General features: G+C 70.7%; 18 protein-coding genes. 14 read left to right on the forward strand and 4 right to left on the reverse strand.

The window, feature by feature from the left end:
* Positions 1 to 149: 149 nt before the first annotated feature.
* From AB0D32_RS06995 to AB0D32_RS07010, 4 genes are all read right to left on the reverse strand, one after another.
* Positions 150 to 710 carry a TetR family transcriptional regulator gene (locus AB0D32_RS06995; RefSeq protein WP_357085889.1) on the reverse strand — a complete coding sequence of 187 codons (561 nt, stop codon included), beginning with the start codon at positions 708 to 710 and terminating at the stop codon, positions 150 to 152.
* Positions 710 to 1,222 carry an FBP domain-containing protein gene (locus AB0D32_RS07000; protein WP_357086529.1) on the reverse strand — a complete coding sequence of 171 codons (513 nt, stop codon included), beginning with the start codon at positions 1,220 to 1,222 and terminating at the stop codon, positions 710 to 712. Before AB0D32_RS07000 ends, AB0D32_RS06995 begins: the two co-directional genes overlap by 1 nt.
* Positions 1,223 to 1,416: 194 nt before the next feature.
* Positions 1,417 to 2,244, reverse strand: a complete 828-nt coding sequence (locus tag AB0D32_RS07005; protein ID WP_357085891.1) for a class I SAM-dependent methyltransferase — start codon at positions 2,242 to 2,244, stop codon at positions 1,417 to 1,419.
* 239 nt (positions 2,245 to 2,483) lie between these two features.
* Entirely contained in the window at positions 2,484 to 3,062 is a 579-nt protein-coding gene (locus tag AB0D32_RS07010) for a DinB family protein (protein ID WP_357085893.1), read from the reverse strand.
* Between the two features lie 178 nt (positions 3,063 to 3,240).
* Between AB0D32_RS07010 and AB0D32_RS07015 the strand changes: the two genes are divergently transcribed.
* The 14 genes from AB0D32_RS07015 (at position 3,241) to AB0D32_RS07080 (ending at position 15,783) form a co-directional block, all read left to right on the forward strand.
* On the forward strand, positions 3,241 to 3,633 hold the full coding sequence (locus AB0D32_RS07015) for an NUDIX domain-containing protein (protein WP_357086531.1): 393 nt from the start codon (positions 3,241 to 3,243) through the stop codon (positions 3,631 to 3,633).
* Positions 3,634 to 4,730: 1,097 nt separating this feature from the next.
* Complete coding sequence (locus tag AB0D32_RS07020) at positions 4,731 to 5,729, forward strand: ABC transporter substrate-binding protein (RefSeq protein WP_357085895.1); 999 nt, start codon at positions 4,731 to 4,733, stop codon at positions 5,727 to 5,729.
* A 60-nt stretch (positions 5,730 to 5,789) separates the two neighbouring features.
* Positions 5,790 to 6,557, forward strand: coding sequence for an ABC transporter ATP-binding protein (locus tag AB0D32_RS07025; RefSeq protein ID WP_357085897.1), 768 nt, complete (start codon positions 5,790 to 5,792; stop codon positions 6,555 to 6,557).
* The gene (locus tag AB0D32_RS07030; RefSeq protein ID WP_357085899.1) at positions 6,554 to 7,354 is read left to right on the forward strand and encodes an ABC transporter permease; all 801 of its coding nucleotides are present in this window, start codon (positions 6,554 to 6,556) and stop codon (positions 7,352 to 7,354) included. Before AB0D32_RS07025 ends, AB0D32_RS07030 begins: the two co-directional genes overlap by 4 nt.
* On the forward strand, positions 7,351 to 8,430 hold the full coding sequence (locus AB0D32_RS07035) for an Ldh family oxidoreductase (RefSeq protein WP_357085902.1): 1,080 nt from the start codon (positions 7,351 to 7,353) through the stop codon (positions 8,428 to 8,430). Before AB0D32_RS07030 ends, AB0D32_RS07035 begins: the two co-directional genes overlap by 4 nt.
* A 27-nt stretch (positions 8,431 to 8,457) precedes the next feature.
* Complete coding sequence (locus AB0D32_RS07040; protein ID WP_357085904.1) at positions 8,458 to 9,192, forward strand: SDR family oxidoreductase; 735 nt, start codon at positions 8,458 to 8,460, stop codon at positions 9,190 to 9,192.
* Positions 9,189 to 10,829: an FAD-dependent monooxygenase gene (locus AB0D32_RS07045; protein ID WP_357085907.1), complete on the forward strand. Its 1,641-nt coding sequence runs from the start codon at positions 9,189 to 9,191 to the stop codon at positions 10,827 to 10,829. The genes AB0D32_RS07040 and AB0D32_RS07045 overlap by 4 nt, the downstream gene beginning before the upstream one ends.
* Entirely contained in the window at positions 10,822 to 11,193 is a 372-nt protein-coding gene (locus AB0D32_RS07050) for a cupin (protein WP_357085909.1), read from the forward strand. Before AB0D32_RS07045 ends, AB0D32_RS07050 begins: the two co-directional genes overlap by 8 nt.
* Complete coding sequence (locus tag AB0D32_RS07055) at positions 11,190 to 11,723, forward strand: hypothetical protein (protein ID WP_357085911.1); 534 nt, start codon at positions 11,190 to 11,192, stop codon at positions 11,721 to 11,723. The genes AB0D32_RS07050 and AB0D32_RS07055 overlap by 4 nt, the downstream gene beginning before the upstream one ends.
* Positions 11,724 to 11,750: 27 nt before the next feature.
* Entirely contained in the window at positions 11,751 to 12,161 is a 411-nt protein-coding gene (locus AB0D32_RS07060) for a RidA family protein (protein ID WP_357085913.1), read from the forward strand.
* Positions 12,161 to 13,042, forward strand: coding sequence for a fumarylacetoacetate hydrolase family protein (locus tag AB0D32_RS07065; protein ID WP_357085915.1), 882 nt, complete (start codon positions 12,161 to 12,163; stop codon positions 13,040 to 13,042). Before AB0D32_RS07060 ends, AB0D32_RS07065 begins: the two co-directional genes overlap by 1 nt.
* 189 nt (positions 13,043 to 13,231) lie before the next feature.
* Positions 13,232 to 13,996, forward strand: coding sequence for a GntR family transcriptional regulator (locus tag AB0D32_RS07070; protein WP_357085918.1), 765 nt, complete (start codon positions 13,232 to 13,234; stop codon positions 13,994 to 13,996).
* A gap of 165 nt (positions 13,997 to 14,161) precedes the next feature.
* Positions 14,162 to 15,118, forward strand: coding sequence for an amidohydrolase family protein (locus AB0D32_RS07075; RefSeq protein ID WP_357085921.1), 957 nt, complete (start codon positions 14,162 to 14,164; stop codon positions 15,116 to 15,118).
* Positions 15,119 to 15,228: 110 nt separating this feature from the next.
* Positions 15,229 to 15,783 (forward strand): hypothetical protein, encoded by a 555-nt coding sequence (locus tag AB0D32_RS07080; protein WP_357085924.1) that lies wholly within the window; start codon positions 15,229 to 15,231, stop codon positions 15,781 to 15,783.
* Positions 15,784 to 15,935: the final 152 nt, after the last annotated feature.

Raw genomic sequence — 15,935 nt, forward strand, 5'->3', positions numbered from 1 at the left:
GAAATCAGTGCCGGTCAGTCCCAGGTATGGATCGACGTGGTGTAGCAGCGCCGGCTGCGGGTGATGCGCGACGACCCATCGCCGGTCGGCGTCAGTGGTTTCGTCGTCGAGCCAGACGAGCGGACGTCCTGCCCGCCGCAGGCAGGACGTCAATCCGTCTCTGCTCGGATCGCCGACAGCATGACGTCACGGGCCGGTACGGGGGAGTCCTCGGTGATGCGGGTGAGCCCGGCGAGCCCGACCCCGAGCATGAGGATCCGCCAGGCGGCCGTTCGCGCATGCGCGGCCTCGGAGCTCTTGGCCATGACCGAGGCGAGGACGTCGGTCAGCCGTGTGAGCGTGTCGACGTAGCTTTTCGCGACGAGGGGACGCTGCTGCGCGTGTGCGTTCGCCTCGGCCCACCGCGCGAGCGCGTGCCCGTCCCCGTCGATACTGACGAGGTCGTCGAAGAAGAGCACGAGCGCGTCGTACGCATCGAGGCCCTCGACCTCGCGCTCGTACTCGTCGATCTGCCGCGCGGCGTAGTGCCGCCAGGCCTCCCCGGCGAGCTCGTCGGTCGACGCGAAGTGGTGGTGGATCTGGCCCTGCGACCCGCCAAGCTCGTCCGCCACGACTCTGGCCGTCACCGCACCCAAGCCGTCGCGCTCGACCACGGTGGCCGCCGCCTCCACGATCGAGCGGCGTCGCTCTGCACGCGCCAGGTACGCCATCATCCCCTCCCTCGTACGGTTCGCGGAGTGCTCGACACCGAGCGTAGGAACGAGACGGTACGCACCCGCAGCCCCTCCCTGCGCGCCTGGATTATCTCGTCGACCGGTGGGTCGAACGGCCCGAGGAGGGGCGCGCTGTGCACCTTCGTGACACAGTCGAGGTCGGTGCACACGAGGATGCCGAGCGTGCTCAGCCGCTGGCGCTTGTCGGCGGAGCGGCGCGGCGCGGAGAAGAGGGCGACCTCGTTGAAGCGGCGCATGAAGTGGCACAGCGAGCACATGACCGCTCGCCCGCCGAGCTCAGCCCGGCTCGGACTCTGGCGGAGCATCACGTCCGACGCCGTGCCGTCGATGTCGGTGACCAGGTAGGCGCACATGGGCGCTCGGGGATCTCGCCACCCGAGGTAGTCGAGCTTGTCCCACGACACCTCGTCGAACCAGGCCGGCAGACGCACCTTGCTCGCGGTCGAGTCCAGGTTCGCGATCGCACCCCGCACCTCGTCCCGGCTCATGGCCCGCACGACGTCACCTCCCGCTCAGATCAAGCTGTACACGGGTACAAATTGTAAGTCGATACAAGTTCTCCCGTCGAACGATTTCCGACTGCTGGGTGCCGGCGAGGAGGTACGACAGCCCGACCAGGTTGCCGCCCTTGAGCAGCACCGCCTCGGCGGCGTGGCCGGCGGCATCTGGGTACGCCGTCCGGCTATCCGAGCCGGAGCGGTTGTTCGTCTCTCTTCGGGACCAGCCCGGTGGCGAGTAGATGCGCGCTCGCGGCGATCAGCGCTGGCTCGCTGGTGTAGACCCGGGCGAGGTCCAGTGCGCCGGCGAAGACAACCTCGGACAACGGTCCGTTCGCCGCGGCCTCGGCTGCCGACCAGGCCGGCCCTTCAAGCCCGTGCACCACGATGTCGGTCAGGCCGGCGGCCCGGCATTCGTCGACGAGTTCCTCAACCCTGTGGAAGTAGGCCGGGGCGAAGCTGCTACGCGGATCGTTCACCCCGTCAGTGAGCAACGCCCGAGCTTCCTGGACCGCCGTCTCGGTCAGACGTCCCGTAGCCGCGAAGTCGATCGGTCCAGCAAAACGCGAGATCGCCGCGGCGACGACACGGCCTCCCGGGCGGGTGACCCGGGCAGCCTCGCGCAGAGCCTTCAACCGGTCCTCGACGTGCACCAGGTGGTAGAGGGGCCCCAAAAGCAACGTGGCATCGAAGCGATCGTCGTCCTCGGGCAACTCCCGAGCATCAGCTACCACCGCGTCGAGCGCGGGCTGCCCGCCGGCGGCCTGCGCCACGTGGCTCGGCACCAGATCCACGAGCCGGACCTGATGCCCTGCGGCGACGAGCGCCCGCGCGTACTCGCCGGTCCCGCCACCAACATCCAACACCCGGGCCGGCGGAGGCGGTAACAGATCCCGCAGGAGTTCCAGCGTCCGCGTACGCTCCAGCCGCGCCTGAGGCCGGGCATCCAGTCGAGCGTTCTCGCTGTACCGGAAGGTGTAGTACTCGACGATGTCAACCGAATGCTGATCCACACCGGAATCCTTGCGATCGACAAAGTCGACCGCTACCCAATTAGCGCTGCACACGACGTACTCAGCTCGGCAGGAGCGGACGCTGACAGAGCGCGGTCAGCGGCAAATCCCTGCATGTGACCATGGCCTCGGGCGGCAACGGCCGCTGGCAGAAGGCAAACGGCTTCTCGGACTCCGGCTCGATCGGCACCACCCGGGGCGAACTGGACGGCTTCCGCGGTTCAGGAAGGATCGCGTCCTCAGGCGAACTCGCGCGCGGTGGATTCCAGCCTCTCGCGGTAGGCGGCCCACCACGCCTCGTCGCCCTCGATCACGTTGTCGCCGGGCCGCCGCCAGCCGACCTGGCCGTCGACCAGTTCGCGCACGATGTCGGCGTGTCCGGCGTGCCGGTTCAGCTCGGCGAGCACGTGCACGAGGATGAGGTGCAGCGTCACCGGCGTGTGGCGCCACCACCGCACCGCGCCGGGCGCGTCGATCGGGAGCGCCTCGATCGTGACGTCCGCGTGTGCCCAGACCCGGTGCCACAGGCCGATGATGTCGTCGCGGGACTCGTCGGCTGCGGCCCACATGTCCGCGTTCGGCTCGGCATCCTCGTTCAGGCCCACGACGGGCTCGGGAAAGGGCCGGTCGAACACCTCGCCGAAATACCCGGCGGTCACCAAGGTCACGTGCTTGACCAGCCCGAGCAGATTCGTGCCGGTCGGCACGAGCGGGCGCCGAACGTCGTACTCCGACAGCCCGTCGAGCTTCCCGAGCAGCGCCTCGCGAGCATCCCGCAGGTACCGATGAAGATTCGCCTTGGCGTCGAGGTCTGTCACGCCGCTCAGGATCTCACCGCCACGTCCACCGCGATGCCCCCGTACGCCCACATTCCGAAGCACGGCTCTGCGGCGGCGACGCCCATTGCGGTGACTGGTTGCTCCATCTGCATGTGTCGGCGTCGGTCGTATCGGTGCGCGCGACTCGCGGCAGATCCGGACGCCTGAGCGTCCCCTTCTGCCCGGGGGACATGTCGAAGCGGATGAGTCGGAACTACAAGCCCTCGCGCGTGAGATGCGCGAGGAGCTCGGTGTTCACATTGTGGCGGAGTCCTCCTCACGGTTGGGCGACTGGCATGCCGGCAGTGGTGAGGACGCCGTTCACGTGGTCGTCTGGCAGGTCGGAGACTGGGTTGGCTCTCCGACCAACCGTGCACCTGACGAGCATGACGACATCGCATGGATCGGAATCAACGAGCTGAGCGACCTTCCCCTCGCGCATGGCGACTTGGCGGCATTGCTTCGTTCTCTGCCTGGGCCCGACCGGCTGCCTCGTCGCGACGAAGTAAGGACAACCGCATCGCCGAGTGGTTCAGAAAGCCACCGCTGCTCGCCGCTGCCGTCCGAATGACTCCCCGTCGCTCCGGAAACCGGGCGTGCGCGCTCATCGGCAGGAGCGGACGCTGACGGGGCGCGGTCGGTGGCAGAAGAGTGCACCTGATCTCGGTGGGTAAGGCTCGTGGGATGATCAGCTACGCTGCGACCCCGTAGGACATGTCCTCGCCCGGCTGGCCGGCTACGGGATAGTGCTGACACCTCACTGGCCGTATGTGTTCGAGCGACACCTGGCCGGCTCGGACGCCGTACGGGTCACTCGCTGGACTCCCTCCGGTCCTGCGCAGGTGGTAGTCCAGCCCCATCAACTCGCCGACGGTGGAGACGTCGTGGACGTCGCAGATGGGCCGAGCCATCCCTGCTGGTTCGTCGAGACGTCTGTCTTCCGTCTGCGCTGGCCCGCTCAGTTCACTGTCGAGTCAAGTCACCGTAGGAGCAAGGCGACGACGCACCGTTCTACCTGCACAGGCCGGGCGAGGCGGCCATCTTCCCTCAAGGCCCGGTATCGAAGGATCGATTGTAGATCCCCCCGGTCGCTGCACTGAATTCGACGGCGGCCACCTTCGGTAACCCTGCGTGCCGGAAGCCCTGAGGCGCATCCGATGCCCCGCCCGCCGGCGTCCTGCCCTGTTGACCAAGAAGTTCGTGCGACACCACCCGGCGTGTCGTGACGAAAACTTCTTGATCAACGCGGGGTGGGAGGGCGGGGGAGGGGCGAGGAGGGGGAGGGGTGTCGTGCTAGCCCGGCGGACGGCGCCCACGGTCGTGCGTTCCGGGGGCCGGCAGGCGACCGCGCCTCTTCTCGTACGCCCTCGAACGCGTGACACCACCACCGACGCCGACGAGCAACCCCTGGGCGAGGCATCCGGGCGGCCGGCACTCCGCGGCCGAGCCGTGACGGCGACGTGCTCGCCGGTGGGCGCGTGGCGTGATCCAACCGGGGAGGCGGCTGCCAGCAGGGGCGGGCGGCGGGACGTACTGCCAGGTCAGTGGGCCTGGCGGGGGTGTGGTCGTCGGGCCGGGACCGCCGAGGCGGGTCGATGTTGCCAAAACGAGGTCTTGACGAGGCGGGAAGTTTGACATTTGATAAATCCCGCCGATGCAGGAGGTCACATGTCAGCTCGCACCCGTCTCGCCGCGGCCGTCGCCGCAGCGGCTCTCACACTCACCGTCGCCGGCTGTGGTGATTCGGAGAAGGCCGATTCCCCCGATGCCGCCTCCGTCACCTACCTGACCTCCTTCGGGACGTTCGGTCGGGACGCGTACGCATACGTCGCCCTGGAGAAGGGCTACTTCAAGGAGGCCGGGCTCAACGTCACCATCAAGCCCGGCACCGGCACCGTCGATGTCATGAAACTGATCGGGTCGGGGCAGGCCGACTACGGCCCTGGCGACCTCTCCGGGGTCATCACCACGCTGGCCAACGAGAAGATGCCGGTGCGCGTGGTGGCCGCCGTCCACCAGAAGTCGATGGCCGGCATCGCCTCGCTGGACAAGGCGATCGACTCACCGGAGAAGCTGCCGGGCGCCAGCATCGCGGACAGCTCCGGCTCCACCAACATGATCATTTTCCCGGCGTACGCCAAGGCGGCCGGCATCGACCCGAAGTCGGTGAAGTTCGTCCCGTCCTCGCCGCAGTCGCTCCCGCAGCTGCTCGCCGCCGGCTCCGTGGACGCGATCGGCCAGTTCGCCGCCGGCAAGCCGCTGCTGGAGAAGGCGGCCGGTGGCAAGACCGTCACCATGCTGCCGTACGCCGACAAGCTCCCCGACCTGTACGGCAACGGCCTGATTGTCTCCGCCGCGAAGCTGGAGAACAACCGCGCAGAGGTCGAGAAGTTCACGGCAGCGCTGGTCAAGGGCCTGCTCTACGCGGTGGAGCACCCCGAGGAAGCAGCCCAGCTGCTCAAGAAGCACGACCGGACGGCAGACGAGAAGGTCGCCGCCGCCGAACTCACCGAGATGAAGCCGTACGTCCTGGGCGACGGCGGACCGGCCGGAAAGCTGGACCGGACGCGGGTGGAAGCGATGATCAACCTCCTCGCCGGCACCGGCACCCTCAAGTCGACGCCGAACGCCGACGACATCGGCGTCTACGACATCGCAAAGCCATAACTTCCTCTTCGACGGCGGTGCGCGCGGCTGGTTGCGGCGCGCACCGCGAGGGGCGAAACCATGATCGGAATTCGTAACGTTTCGCAGATCTACCGCACCCGGGCCGGCGATGTGGAGGCCCTGCGTGATGTGTCGCTGGAAGTCGCCGACGGCGAGTTCGTGGCGATCGTCGGGCGGTCCGGCTGCGGTAAGTCCAGCCTGCTGCGGCTGGTGGCGGGCCTCCAGGCGGCCACCTCGGGCGAGATAACCGTCGCCGGCACCCCGATCCGGGGGCCACGGCGCGACATCGGCTTCATGTTCCAGCGCCCGGCCCTGCTGCCGTGGCGGTCGGTCATCGACAACGTGCTGCTGCCGACCGAGGTGTTCAGACAGGACCGACGGGACGCCCGCAACCGCGCACACGAACTGCTCGACCTGGTCGGGCTGAACGGCTTCGAGAAGCGCCTGCCGCACGAACTCTCCGGCGGGATGCAGCAGCGGGTCTCGCTGTGCCGGGCCCTCATCCAGCAGCCGCGCGTGCTGCTGATGGACGAGCCGTTCTCCGCACTCGACGCGCTCACCCGCGCCGACCTCACGGTCGAACTCCAGCGCCTCCAGATGAAGCACGCCTCGACGGTGCTCTTCGTGACGCACTCGGTCGACGAGGCCGTGCTGCTCGCCGACCGGGTCGTCGTACTCAGCCCGCGACCGGGCCGGCTGCGGCAGATCGTGGGGATCGACATCGCCCGCCCGCGTTCGCTGGGACGCGACGGCCACTCGGCCGAACTCGGCGTGCTGCGCGCCCAGCTGCACGACCTGCTCATGACCCCCGAGGAGGTGGCACGGTGACGGTCACCGAAACCCGCCGTACCGGCCGCGACAAGCCGCGCGCCGCAGGCCGCCTGGCGCAGCAACTCCCGCCCGTGCTCGGCGTCGTGGCCGCCACCGCCCTGTGGTGGGCGATCACGGTCGTCTTCGAGGTGGAGAGCTTCATCCTGCCGTCCCCGGTGCAGGTGGCGCAGACCATGGTCGAGGAGTCCTCCTACCTGTGGGACAACACCCTGGTCACCCTGTGGGAGACGCTGCTGGGCTTCCTGATGGCCATCGCGATCGGGGTGCCGCTGGCGCTGATCGTCACCGCCTCGCGGATGCTGGAACGGACCGTCTACCCGCTGCTGCTGATGCTCAACGCCGTACCGAAGGTGGCCGTCGCGCCGCTGCTGGTGGTGTGGATGGGCTTCGGCCAGTTCCCCAAGGTCTTCCTGGTCTTCCTGGTCTGCTTCTTCCCGATCGTCATCTCCACCGCCGCCGGCCTCAGCTCCACCCCGGCCGACCTGGTGGAGCTGGGCCGGTCGCTGAAGACCAACTGGTGGCAGACGTTCCGCATGATCCGGATGCCGGCCGCCATCCCGCAGCTCTTCGTCGGTCTCAAGCTCGCCATCACCCTCGCCGTCATCGGCGCGGTGATCGCCGAGTTCGTCGGTGCCACCGAGGGGCTGGGCTACGCGATCGTCGCCTCCGGCGCCAGCGCCGACACCGCGTTGGCCTTCGCCGCAATGATTCTGCTCGGAGTGATGAGTGTCGTGCTGTTCTACCTGCTCGCCGCTGTCGAGCGGTTCTTCGTGCCGTGGGCGGACCGGTCATGAGCGCGCCTGACTTCCCGCCGACGGTCCCCGTCCGGTGGCTCACCGACGCCGTCGCCTCGGTCTTCGGCGCACTGGGCTACTCCGAGCAGGCGGCCGGCCTGGTCGCCGGCTCCCTCGTGGACGCCGACATGCGGGGCATCCCCTCGCACGGGGTGATGCTGCTGCCGATGTACGTGGACCGGATCAGGGCCGGCTCGGTCAGCCGGGCCGAGCGGGCCGAGGTGGTCCGCGACAAGGGCGCCATCGCGGTGCTCGACGCCGGCCACGCGCTCGGGCAGCTCACCGGTGACCAGGCGATGCGGCTGGCGGTGACGAAGGCGCAGACGTACGGCGTCGGTGTGGTCACCGTCCGCCGGGCGTTCCACTTCGGTGGGGCGTTCCGCTACGTGGAACTTGCCGCCGACAACGGCTGCGTCGGCATCGCGGCGGCCAACACCCGCCCGCTGATGCCCGCCCCCGGTGGCGCCTCGGCGGTGGTCGGCAACAACCCGCTCGCGGTGGGCGTACCACGCGCGGGTGGCAAGCCGGTGATCCTCGACGTGGCGCTCTCCGAGGCCGCGCTCGGCAAGATCCGGCTGGCCGCCGGTGAGGGCCGCGAGATCCCCGCGAGCTGGGCGACCGACGCGCAGGGGCGGCCCACCACCGATCCGGCCGCCGCGCTCAAGGGACTGCTGCTGCCGTCCGGCGCCCACAAGGGATACGGTCTCGCGCTCATGATCGACGTACTGACCGGGGTGCTGTCCGGCGGGGCGTACGGCCGGGGCGTCCAGGGCCTCTACGCCGACGTGTCGGTGCCCAACGACTGCGCGCACTTCTTCCTCGCCCTGGACGCCGAGGCGTTCGCCGAGGACGCGGAGGAGCTCGCCCGCCGGGTCGACGACCTGGCCGACCAGGTGCTCGGCTCCGCGCTGGCGCCCGGCACGGAGCAGGTGCACCTGCCCGGCGACATCGAAGCCAGCCGGTACGACCGGGCGTCGCGCGACGGTGTCGCGCTCCAGCCGTCGGTCTTCGCCGGACTGGCGGAGGTCGCCGCCGGGCTGGGCGTGCCGCTCCCGTCACCGGCCAGCGCCGGCTGACCCGGTCGACGAAGGAGGAAGGAAGTCATGCAGGCCAGTTTCGACGCCACCGGCGAGGTGCTCGTGGTCACCGGCGGCGCCAACGGGATCGGCGCCGCCCTCGCCCACGCGTACGCGGACGCCGGTGGCACGGCCGTCGTGTTCGACGTGACGTCGGGCCAGCCGCACCCGAGCGGGCGGGTGCGGGAGCACCGGGTGGACGTGTCCGACCGGGACGCGGTGCACGCCGCGGTCGCCCGGGTGCTCGCCGAGCACGGGCGGATCGACGCCCTGGTGGCCGGAGCGGCGGTGCAGCCGCGCTGCGACGTGGTCGACATGGACCCCGAGCAGTGGCGCCGCACGCTGGCGGTCAACCTCGACGGGGTGGTCTGGTGCGCGCAGGCCGTCCTGCCGGACATGATCGCCCGCCGCTCGGGCGCGATCCTGGTCTTCGCCTCGGGCCTGGCCACCGCCGGCCGGGCCCAGGCGTCGGCCTACGCGGCGAGCAAGGGGGCGTTGATCGCCTTCGCCAAGTCGCTCGCCGCCGAGGTGGCGGAGCACCGGGTCCGGGTGAACACCGTCTTCCCCGGAGTGGTGGACACCCCGCAGTTCCAGCAGGCCAACCCGACCGGTGGCGAACGGGAGCACTGGGCGCGGGCCACCGGCATCGGCGTGCCGGCCGACGTGGTCGGTCCGCTGATGTTCCTGCTCTCGCCCGCCGCGACCATGACCGGATCCACCCTCACCCGTGACCGGGCGTACCCGAGGAGCGAAGCGCAATGAGCAGCACGACCGAGCAGTTGCCGGTGGGCATCGTGGGTGCCGGGCCCGTCGGCCTGGTCACCGCGCTGGGCCTGGCACACTACGGCGTGCCGGTGGTCATCTTCGAGGAGGACGAGCGGCTGTCGCTCGACACCAAGGCCGGCACCGTCCTCACCCGCACCCTGGAGGTGCTGCACCGGTACGGCGCCCTGGACGACGTGCTGGCCGGGTCGCTGCGCATCGACGAGATCGGCGAGCTGGACCGGGCCACGAACACCCAGACCCTCAGCGTCCGGACCGGGGACCTCACCGAGGACACCCGTTTCCCGTTCGTCATCAACATCCCGCAGCACGAGCTGGAGCCGATCCTGCGGCAGCGGCTCGACGCCACCGCACCCGGCGCGCTGCACATGGGACACCGGCTGCTCGACTTCGTCCAGCACCCGGACCGGGTGGACGTGCGGCTGCGTACCGCCGAGGGGGAGCGGACCGTTCCGGTGCGGTACCTGCTGGGCTGCGACGGCGGGCGGTCCGTCGTCCGGGACCAGATCGGCGCGCGGGTCGAGGGCGAGACCTACCAGGAGCGCTACATGCTGGTCGACCTGAAGGTCGACCTGGACGTGGAGAACCCGCGCGACTACCCGTACCTGGCCTACTTCGGTGACCCCCAGGAGTGGATGATCCTGGTCCGCCAGCCGCACTGCTGGCGTTTCCTCTACCCGCTGCCGGCCGGGCAGGCCGAGCCGGACCGGGAGGAACTGGCCGACAAGGCACGCCGGTTCATCGGGGACACCAAGACCCTGGAGATCGTCGGCACCAACATCTACAACGTGCACCAGCGGGTGGCCGACCGGTGGCAGGACGGGCGGGTCTTCCTGCTCGGCGATGCCGCGCACCTGATCACCCCGATGTGGGCGCTGGGCCTGAACACCGGTGTCCTGGACGCCTCCAACCTGCCCTGGCGGATGGCCTGGGTGCTGCGCGGCTGGGCCGAGCCGAGCCTGCTCGACGGTTACCAGGTCGAGCAGGAACCGGTCGCCACCAAGGGCTCCGCGGCGATGGCCGCGGCGGCGCGGGCCTACATGGCCCGGCGCGCGGACGACCCGGGGGTGATGACCGCCGGCAACTGGGGCAACGCGTTCACCCGCGCCATGCTCGGCGTACGCCTCGACGTGGGCGGCACGGGCGACTGGTCGATGGTCGCCGCCGGCGACGAGCCGCTGCCGGTGCTGGCCGGGGCGCGCAGCCCCGACCTGCCGCTGTTCGGTCAGTCCGGCACGGTGCACCTGCACGACCTGGCTGCCGACGCCTTCGTGGCGCTCTACTTCACCGACCCGCGCCGGGGCCCGGCCCTGCCGCCGCAGGAGTCGCCCGCGCTGCGACACTACGTGGTGAGCCGGTGGGACGCGCCGCACGACTCCGGGCTGCGGGACCGGGCGCTGTTCGACCCGGGCGACCGGGTGCGGCGCCGCTTCGGGGTCGACAACGACACACTGGTGCTGGTCCGCCCGGACGGGCACGTGGCGGCGATCGTGCCGTTCGACCCCGTCTCCGGCATCGACACGGCCGCCCAGCTCTACGCCCGGGTCACCGGCTGCCTACCGCCCGTGACCCGGTCCGACAACACCCTCGTCTGCGAAAGGGATGACAATGAGTAACTACGGTCACGCGACCGCCCCGGACGGAACCCAGGTCGAGCTCGGTGCCGTCGGTCAGCAGGTGGTCTTCGAGAACGACCAGGTGCGGGTCTGGGAGATCAGCCTGGCGCCCGGTGAGCAGCAGCCCTGGCACCACCACCTCAACCCGTACATGGTGATCGCGCTGGAAGCCGCCGACAACCGGATCGACGCGCTCGCCGGTGGCGACCCCCGCCTGGTGCACGAGGACATCGGCGGGGTGGTCTACCGCGAGCCGGGCGAGATCCACATGCTCACCAACAACGGCACCACCCGGTACCGCAGCCGGCTCGTCGAGCTGAAGTGCCTGGGGGAGAACCTCGTGTCCGGCCAGGGCGAGCGATGAGCGACCTGCCGCTCGTACCGACCCCGCCGGTGCCGGCCGGCGTCGACCCGCAGGAGTGGGCCAACAACCTCTCCGAACCGTCGAACTACGGCGGCGAGGCGGCCGACCGGTCGCGGGAGGAACTGGTGCCCGGCCCGGACGGCCTGGTGCTGGCCCGCTTCCGCGAGATCCTGCTCCAGACCGACGAACTGGACTGGGCGGACAAGACGCTGGCCGGCCTCTCCCACAAGGCGCTGTGGCGCAACGAGGAGACCGAGGCGTCCATCTCGCTGATCCGGTTCCGCAAGGGCGCCGGCATCCCGCTGCGCCACTCGCACGCGTCCAACCAGTTCATGTTCTGCCTCAGCGGCCGGTACACCTACGTGCCCACCGGGCTCACCCTCACCCCGGGCTCCTTCTACTGGAACCCGAAGGGCAGCCTGCACGGGCCCACGCTGGCCGAAGAAGAGAGCGTCCTGCTGGAGATCTACGACGGGCCGCACTACCCGACCCAGCCGGACTGGTACACCGACCCGGCGGACGCCCGCTAGCTCCACCTCGAAGAAAGAATGATGACGATGCCCAAGCAGCAGATTGTTTCCCCCGAGCTGGCCGCCCCGAACGGTCACTTCGCCCAGGCCACCCAGATCAGGGCGCGGGGCAGGATGGTGTTCGTGTCCGGCATGACCGCCCGCAACCGCGAGGGCGGAGTCACCGGGGTCGGTGACGTGGCCGCCCAGACGCACCAGGTCTGCCAGAACCTGCGTGCCGCGATGACGGCTGCCGGCGGGTCGCTGGAGGACATCGTGCGGGTGGACGTCTACGTCCGCAACATGGAGGACTTCAAGGCCATCCACGAGGTGCGCCGGCAGTACTTCACCGGTGAGCCGCCGGCCTCGACGATGGTGGAGGTCTCCAAGTTCGTCAACAAGGACTACCTGATCGAGATCAGCGCGATCGGCGTGATCGACGACGAGCAGGACGCCTGATGAAGCTCGCCAGCGTTCGTACCGAGGCCGGCCGGCGGATCGGGGTGCTGGACGGCGACACCGTCGCCGTGCTCCCCGCCGAGCTGGGCGACCTCGACGAGGCGATTCGTGGTGGCGCGGACGCGTTGGAACGCGTCCGCGCCGCCGCGCGGCAGGTCGCGGCGGTGCCGTTGGCCGAGGTCCGGCTCGACGCGCCGCTGCGCCGGTTCAACCGGGACATCCTCTGCACCGGGTGGAACTACTGGGACCACTTCGAGGAGTCGCGCGGCAAGCGGGAGGGGCAGGACCCCGCGGAACGGCCCAAGCACCCGACCTTCTTCACCAAGGGCCCGGACACGGTCGTCGGCCCGTACGACGACATCGCGTACGACCCGCAGATCTCCGCCAAGTGGGACTACGAGGCGGAGGTGGCGCTGGTCATCGGTGCGGACTGCCGTTCGGTGAGCGAGGCGGACGCGCTGTCGTACGTGGCGGCGTTCTGCGTGGCCAACGACGTGTCGCAGCGCGACCTGCAACGCGCGCACGGCGGCCAGTGGCTCAAGGGCAAGAGCATCGACGCCACCATGCCGCTCGGGCCGTGGCTGACCACGGTGGACGAGGTGCCGGACCCGGCGAACCTGCGCATCCAGTGCGAGGTGAACGGCGTACTGCTCCAGGACGCGTCGACCGCGCAGATGGCCTTCCCATTCGCCCGCATCATCGCGGAACTGAGCTGGGGAATGACGCTGCGGGCCGGCGACGTGGTGCTCACCGGCACGCCGAGCGGCATCGGTAACGCCCGTGACCCACAGGTGTTCCTCAACGACGGGGACCTGGTGGTGACCAGGGTGGAAGCGCTCGGTGAGCTGCGTAACCGGGTGCGGCTGACGAAGCTGCACTGACCCCGTGACGGGTGCGGGGCGGCGCAGCGCGGCGCCGACCCGCACCATTCCACAGCGACGAAATTGGTACCATTTCCAGGGCCCTGATGCGTTTGTGGGATCACCGAGCACCCCATGAAACATGGATCATGTCCCGCGAGAACGGGACGAGCACGGCATCCCACCAGCGGCTCTATCCGGAGGCAAACCGTGGTAACAACCCATCGTCGATCCGTCCTGAGCGACGCCAACGACGACGGCCGGGCCGGTGGAGCCGACGGACAGCACCGCACCCTCGCCGACTCGGCGACCGCGGTCCTGCACGAGGCGATCCTCACCGGTCGGCTGCCGGCCGGCACCCCGCTGCGCCTCAACGAGATGGCCGACCTGCTCGGCATGAGCATGAGCCCGGTCCGCGAGTCGATCCGGCGGTTGGCCGCGCTCGGCCTGGTCGAGGTGGTCCAGCACAAGGGCGCCTGGGTCATGCCGCTGACCGTCGAGGACGCGGTCGACACCCATGAGACCCGGGTCGCCATGGAGACGGCCCTCATCGAGCGGGCGGCGACCCGGTTCACCGCCCAGGACGCCCGGCGGGCCGAGGCGGCACTCGACGAGCACGTCGCCGCGTCCACGCGCGGCGACGCCACGGCGGCCCGCAGGGCACACACCGAGTTCCACTTCACCATCTACCGGGCGGCCGGATCGCGTTGGCTGCTGCGCGGCCTGGAACCGGTCTGGGAGAACAGCGAGCGGTACCGGTTCGCGACGGTCACCCCGACGGGGCAGAACGAGGAACGGCTCCGCGAGCACCGGGCCATCCTCGACGCGTGCGTGGCGGGGGACGTGGCGGCGGCGGTGGCCGCCGTGCAGGTCCACATCCAGCACGCGGCCGACCGGGTGATCGGCAAGATGAACACCGACGCCGCTGCGGTGCCTGCCGCCCGGGCCGCAGGACACGCGCCGATCGGAAGCTGACCGCCGGCGTCACCGCGTCAGCCGTTGGCACCGCCCGCCAACCGTCAGGGCACCTCCGCCCCGACGGACGGTCCGCCGTGAGCGGTCACGCCAGCCACCCCATCCCGTACCGTCGGCGCGTTTCGTCGTGACCGCCGGTCGGGCCAACCGTTAGGAAGCCCTCCGTTGCCTGGCATCGACATGCACGCCCACCTCGCCCCCGACCTGCGCCCGGCCGAGCTGCCAGGGGTCGCGGTCGACGCTGACGGCGCCGCCGTTCTCGGCGGCAGCCGGGTCGGCCCGCCCGACCTCTACCACCCGGACCGGCTCGAGAAGTACCTGGACCAGGCGGAGCTGGACGAGGCGATCGTCAGCGTGCCGCCGCCCTTCTACCGCCAGCGGCTCTCCGGGCCGGAGGCGGCGGCGTGGGTCCGTGCGGTCAACGACGGCCTGCTCGCCGTGGTCGCCGACCGGCCCCGGCTCACCCCGCTGGCGTACCTGCCGTTCGAACATCCCGAAGTGGCCCTCGCCGAGTACGACCGGATCGCCGCCGACGACCGCTGGGCCGGCGTGGTGGGCGCCGCCGGTGGAGACGCCGGTCCGCTCGACGGCCCGCCCCTGCACCCCCTGTGGCAGCGCCTCGACGCGGACCGGCGCACCGTGCAACTGCACCCCGCGCACTCGGCGGACCCCCGTCTGGAGCCCTACTACCTGGCCAACCTGCTGGGCAACCCGGTCGAGACGACGGTGGCGGTGGCCCAGCTCGTCTTCGGCGGCGTGCTCGGCGGGCACCCGGGAATCCGGTTCGTGCTGGTGCACTGCGGCGGCTGCGTACCGGCGGTGGTCGGGCGCTGGGAGCGCGGTCACACCACCACCCGACCGGGCGTACCGATGCTGTCGCCCACCCCGGCCGAGGCGGTGCGCGCCATCTACGTCGACAACCTGGCCCACGACCCGCAGGTGGTCGACCTGGCGGTGTCGGTCTTCGGCGCGGACCGGCTGGTGCTCGGCAGCGACTGGCCGTTCCCGATGGGCACCGACGCTCCCTCCGCGACGGTGGCACACCGGGGCGCCGACTATGCCCGGCAGGTCGCCACCGACAACGCGACGCGGGCTCTGGGGCGGGCACCCGGCGGCCGGTGACGGCAGCGGTACGGGGACACCCGCGTTCCGGGAGGCGTCAGCCGTCCCCGCGCCCGCTGCCGTGCCGCCCCGCCGGTGGGGACGGCCGGTTGCGCGGCTACCCTGCGGCGGTGGTGGTCGGCGAGGACGGGGAGCGGTTGGCGGCGTCGCTGGCCGACCGGCTCGACGCGGTCACCTTCACCGGCCTGACCACGGACCAGGTCACTGCCCGGCTGATCGACGCGGTGGTCGACTGGGCGGGGGAGCAGGGCTGGCGGGTCTACCGGCGGGCGGCCAGCGTGCTGCCGCTGCCGCCGCCGATGTCCGCACAGCAGTCGGTGCTCGACGTGGCGTGTGCCCGCCCGGACGGGCCGCCGGTCGTCGTCGAGGTCGACCACGGTACGCGCCGCCGCACCTGGGAGAAGCTGACCGCCGAAGCCGACGCGGGGCGGATCCCGCTCTGGGTGCGCTGGGGCGCCGGCCGGTTCACCGCGCCACCCCCGCCGATCCGGATGGTGACCTGTGAGGTGAGCAGGCGGCCGGACCCGACCGGCCAGGGCCGGGTGCACAGCCGCTCGCCGCGAGCCGACAGGCTGCCGCCGGCGCACTCCGCCGTGCGGGTCGAGGCGGTGGCCGCCGTCGAGCTGCCGCTGCCGCCGTCCGGGTCACCCGACGCCGGGGCCTGAGCGGCTCCCCGCGCCCGGCCGCAGCCGGCACGGCACCCGCTGACTGACCGCACCGGAGATCTTGGTACCGGATGGCCCCTTTAGGGGCCATCCGGTACCAAGATCTCCAACCATCCTGAAGAGCGGAACAGAGTTCCCGAAGGATGGACGGA

It is taken from the genome of Micromonospora sp. NPDC048170 (assembly GCF_040652795.1).
GTDB lineage: Bacteria > Actinomycetota > Actinomycetes > Mycobacteriales > Micromonosporaceae > Micromonospora.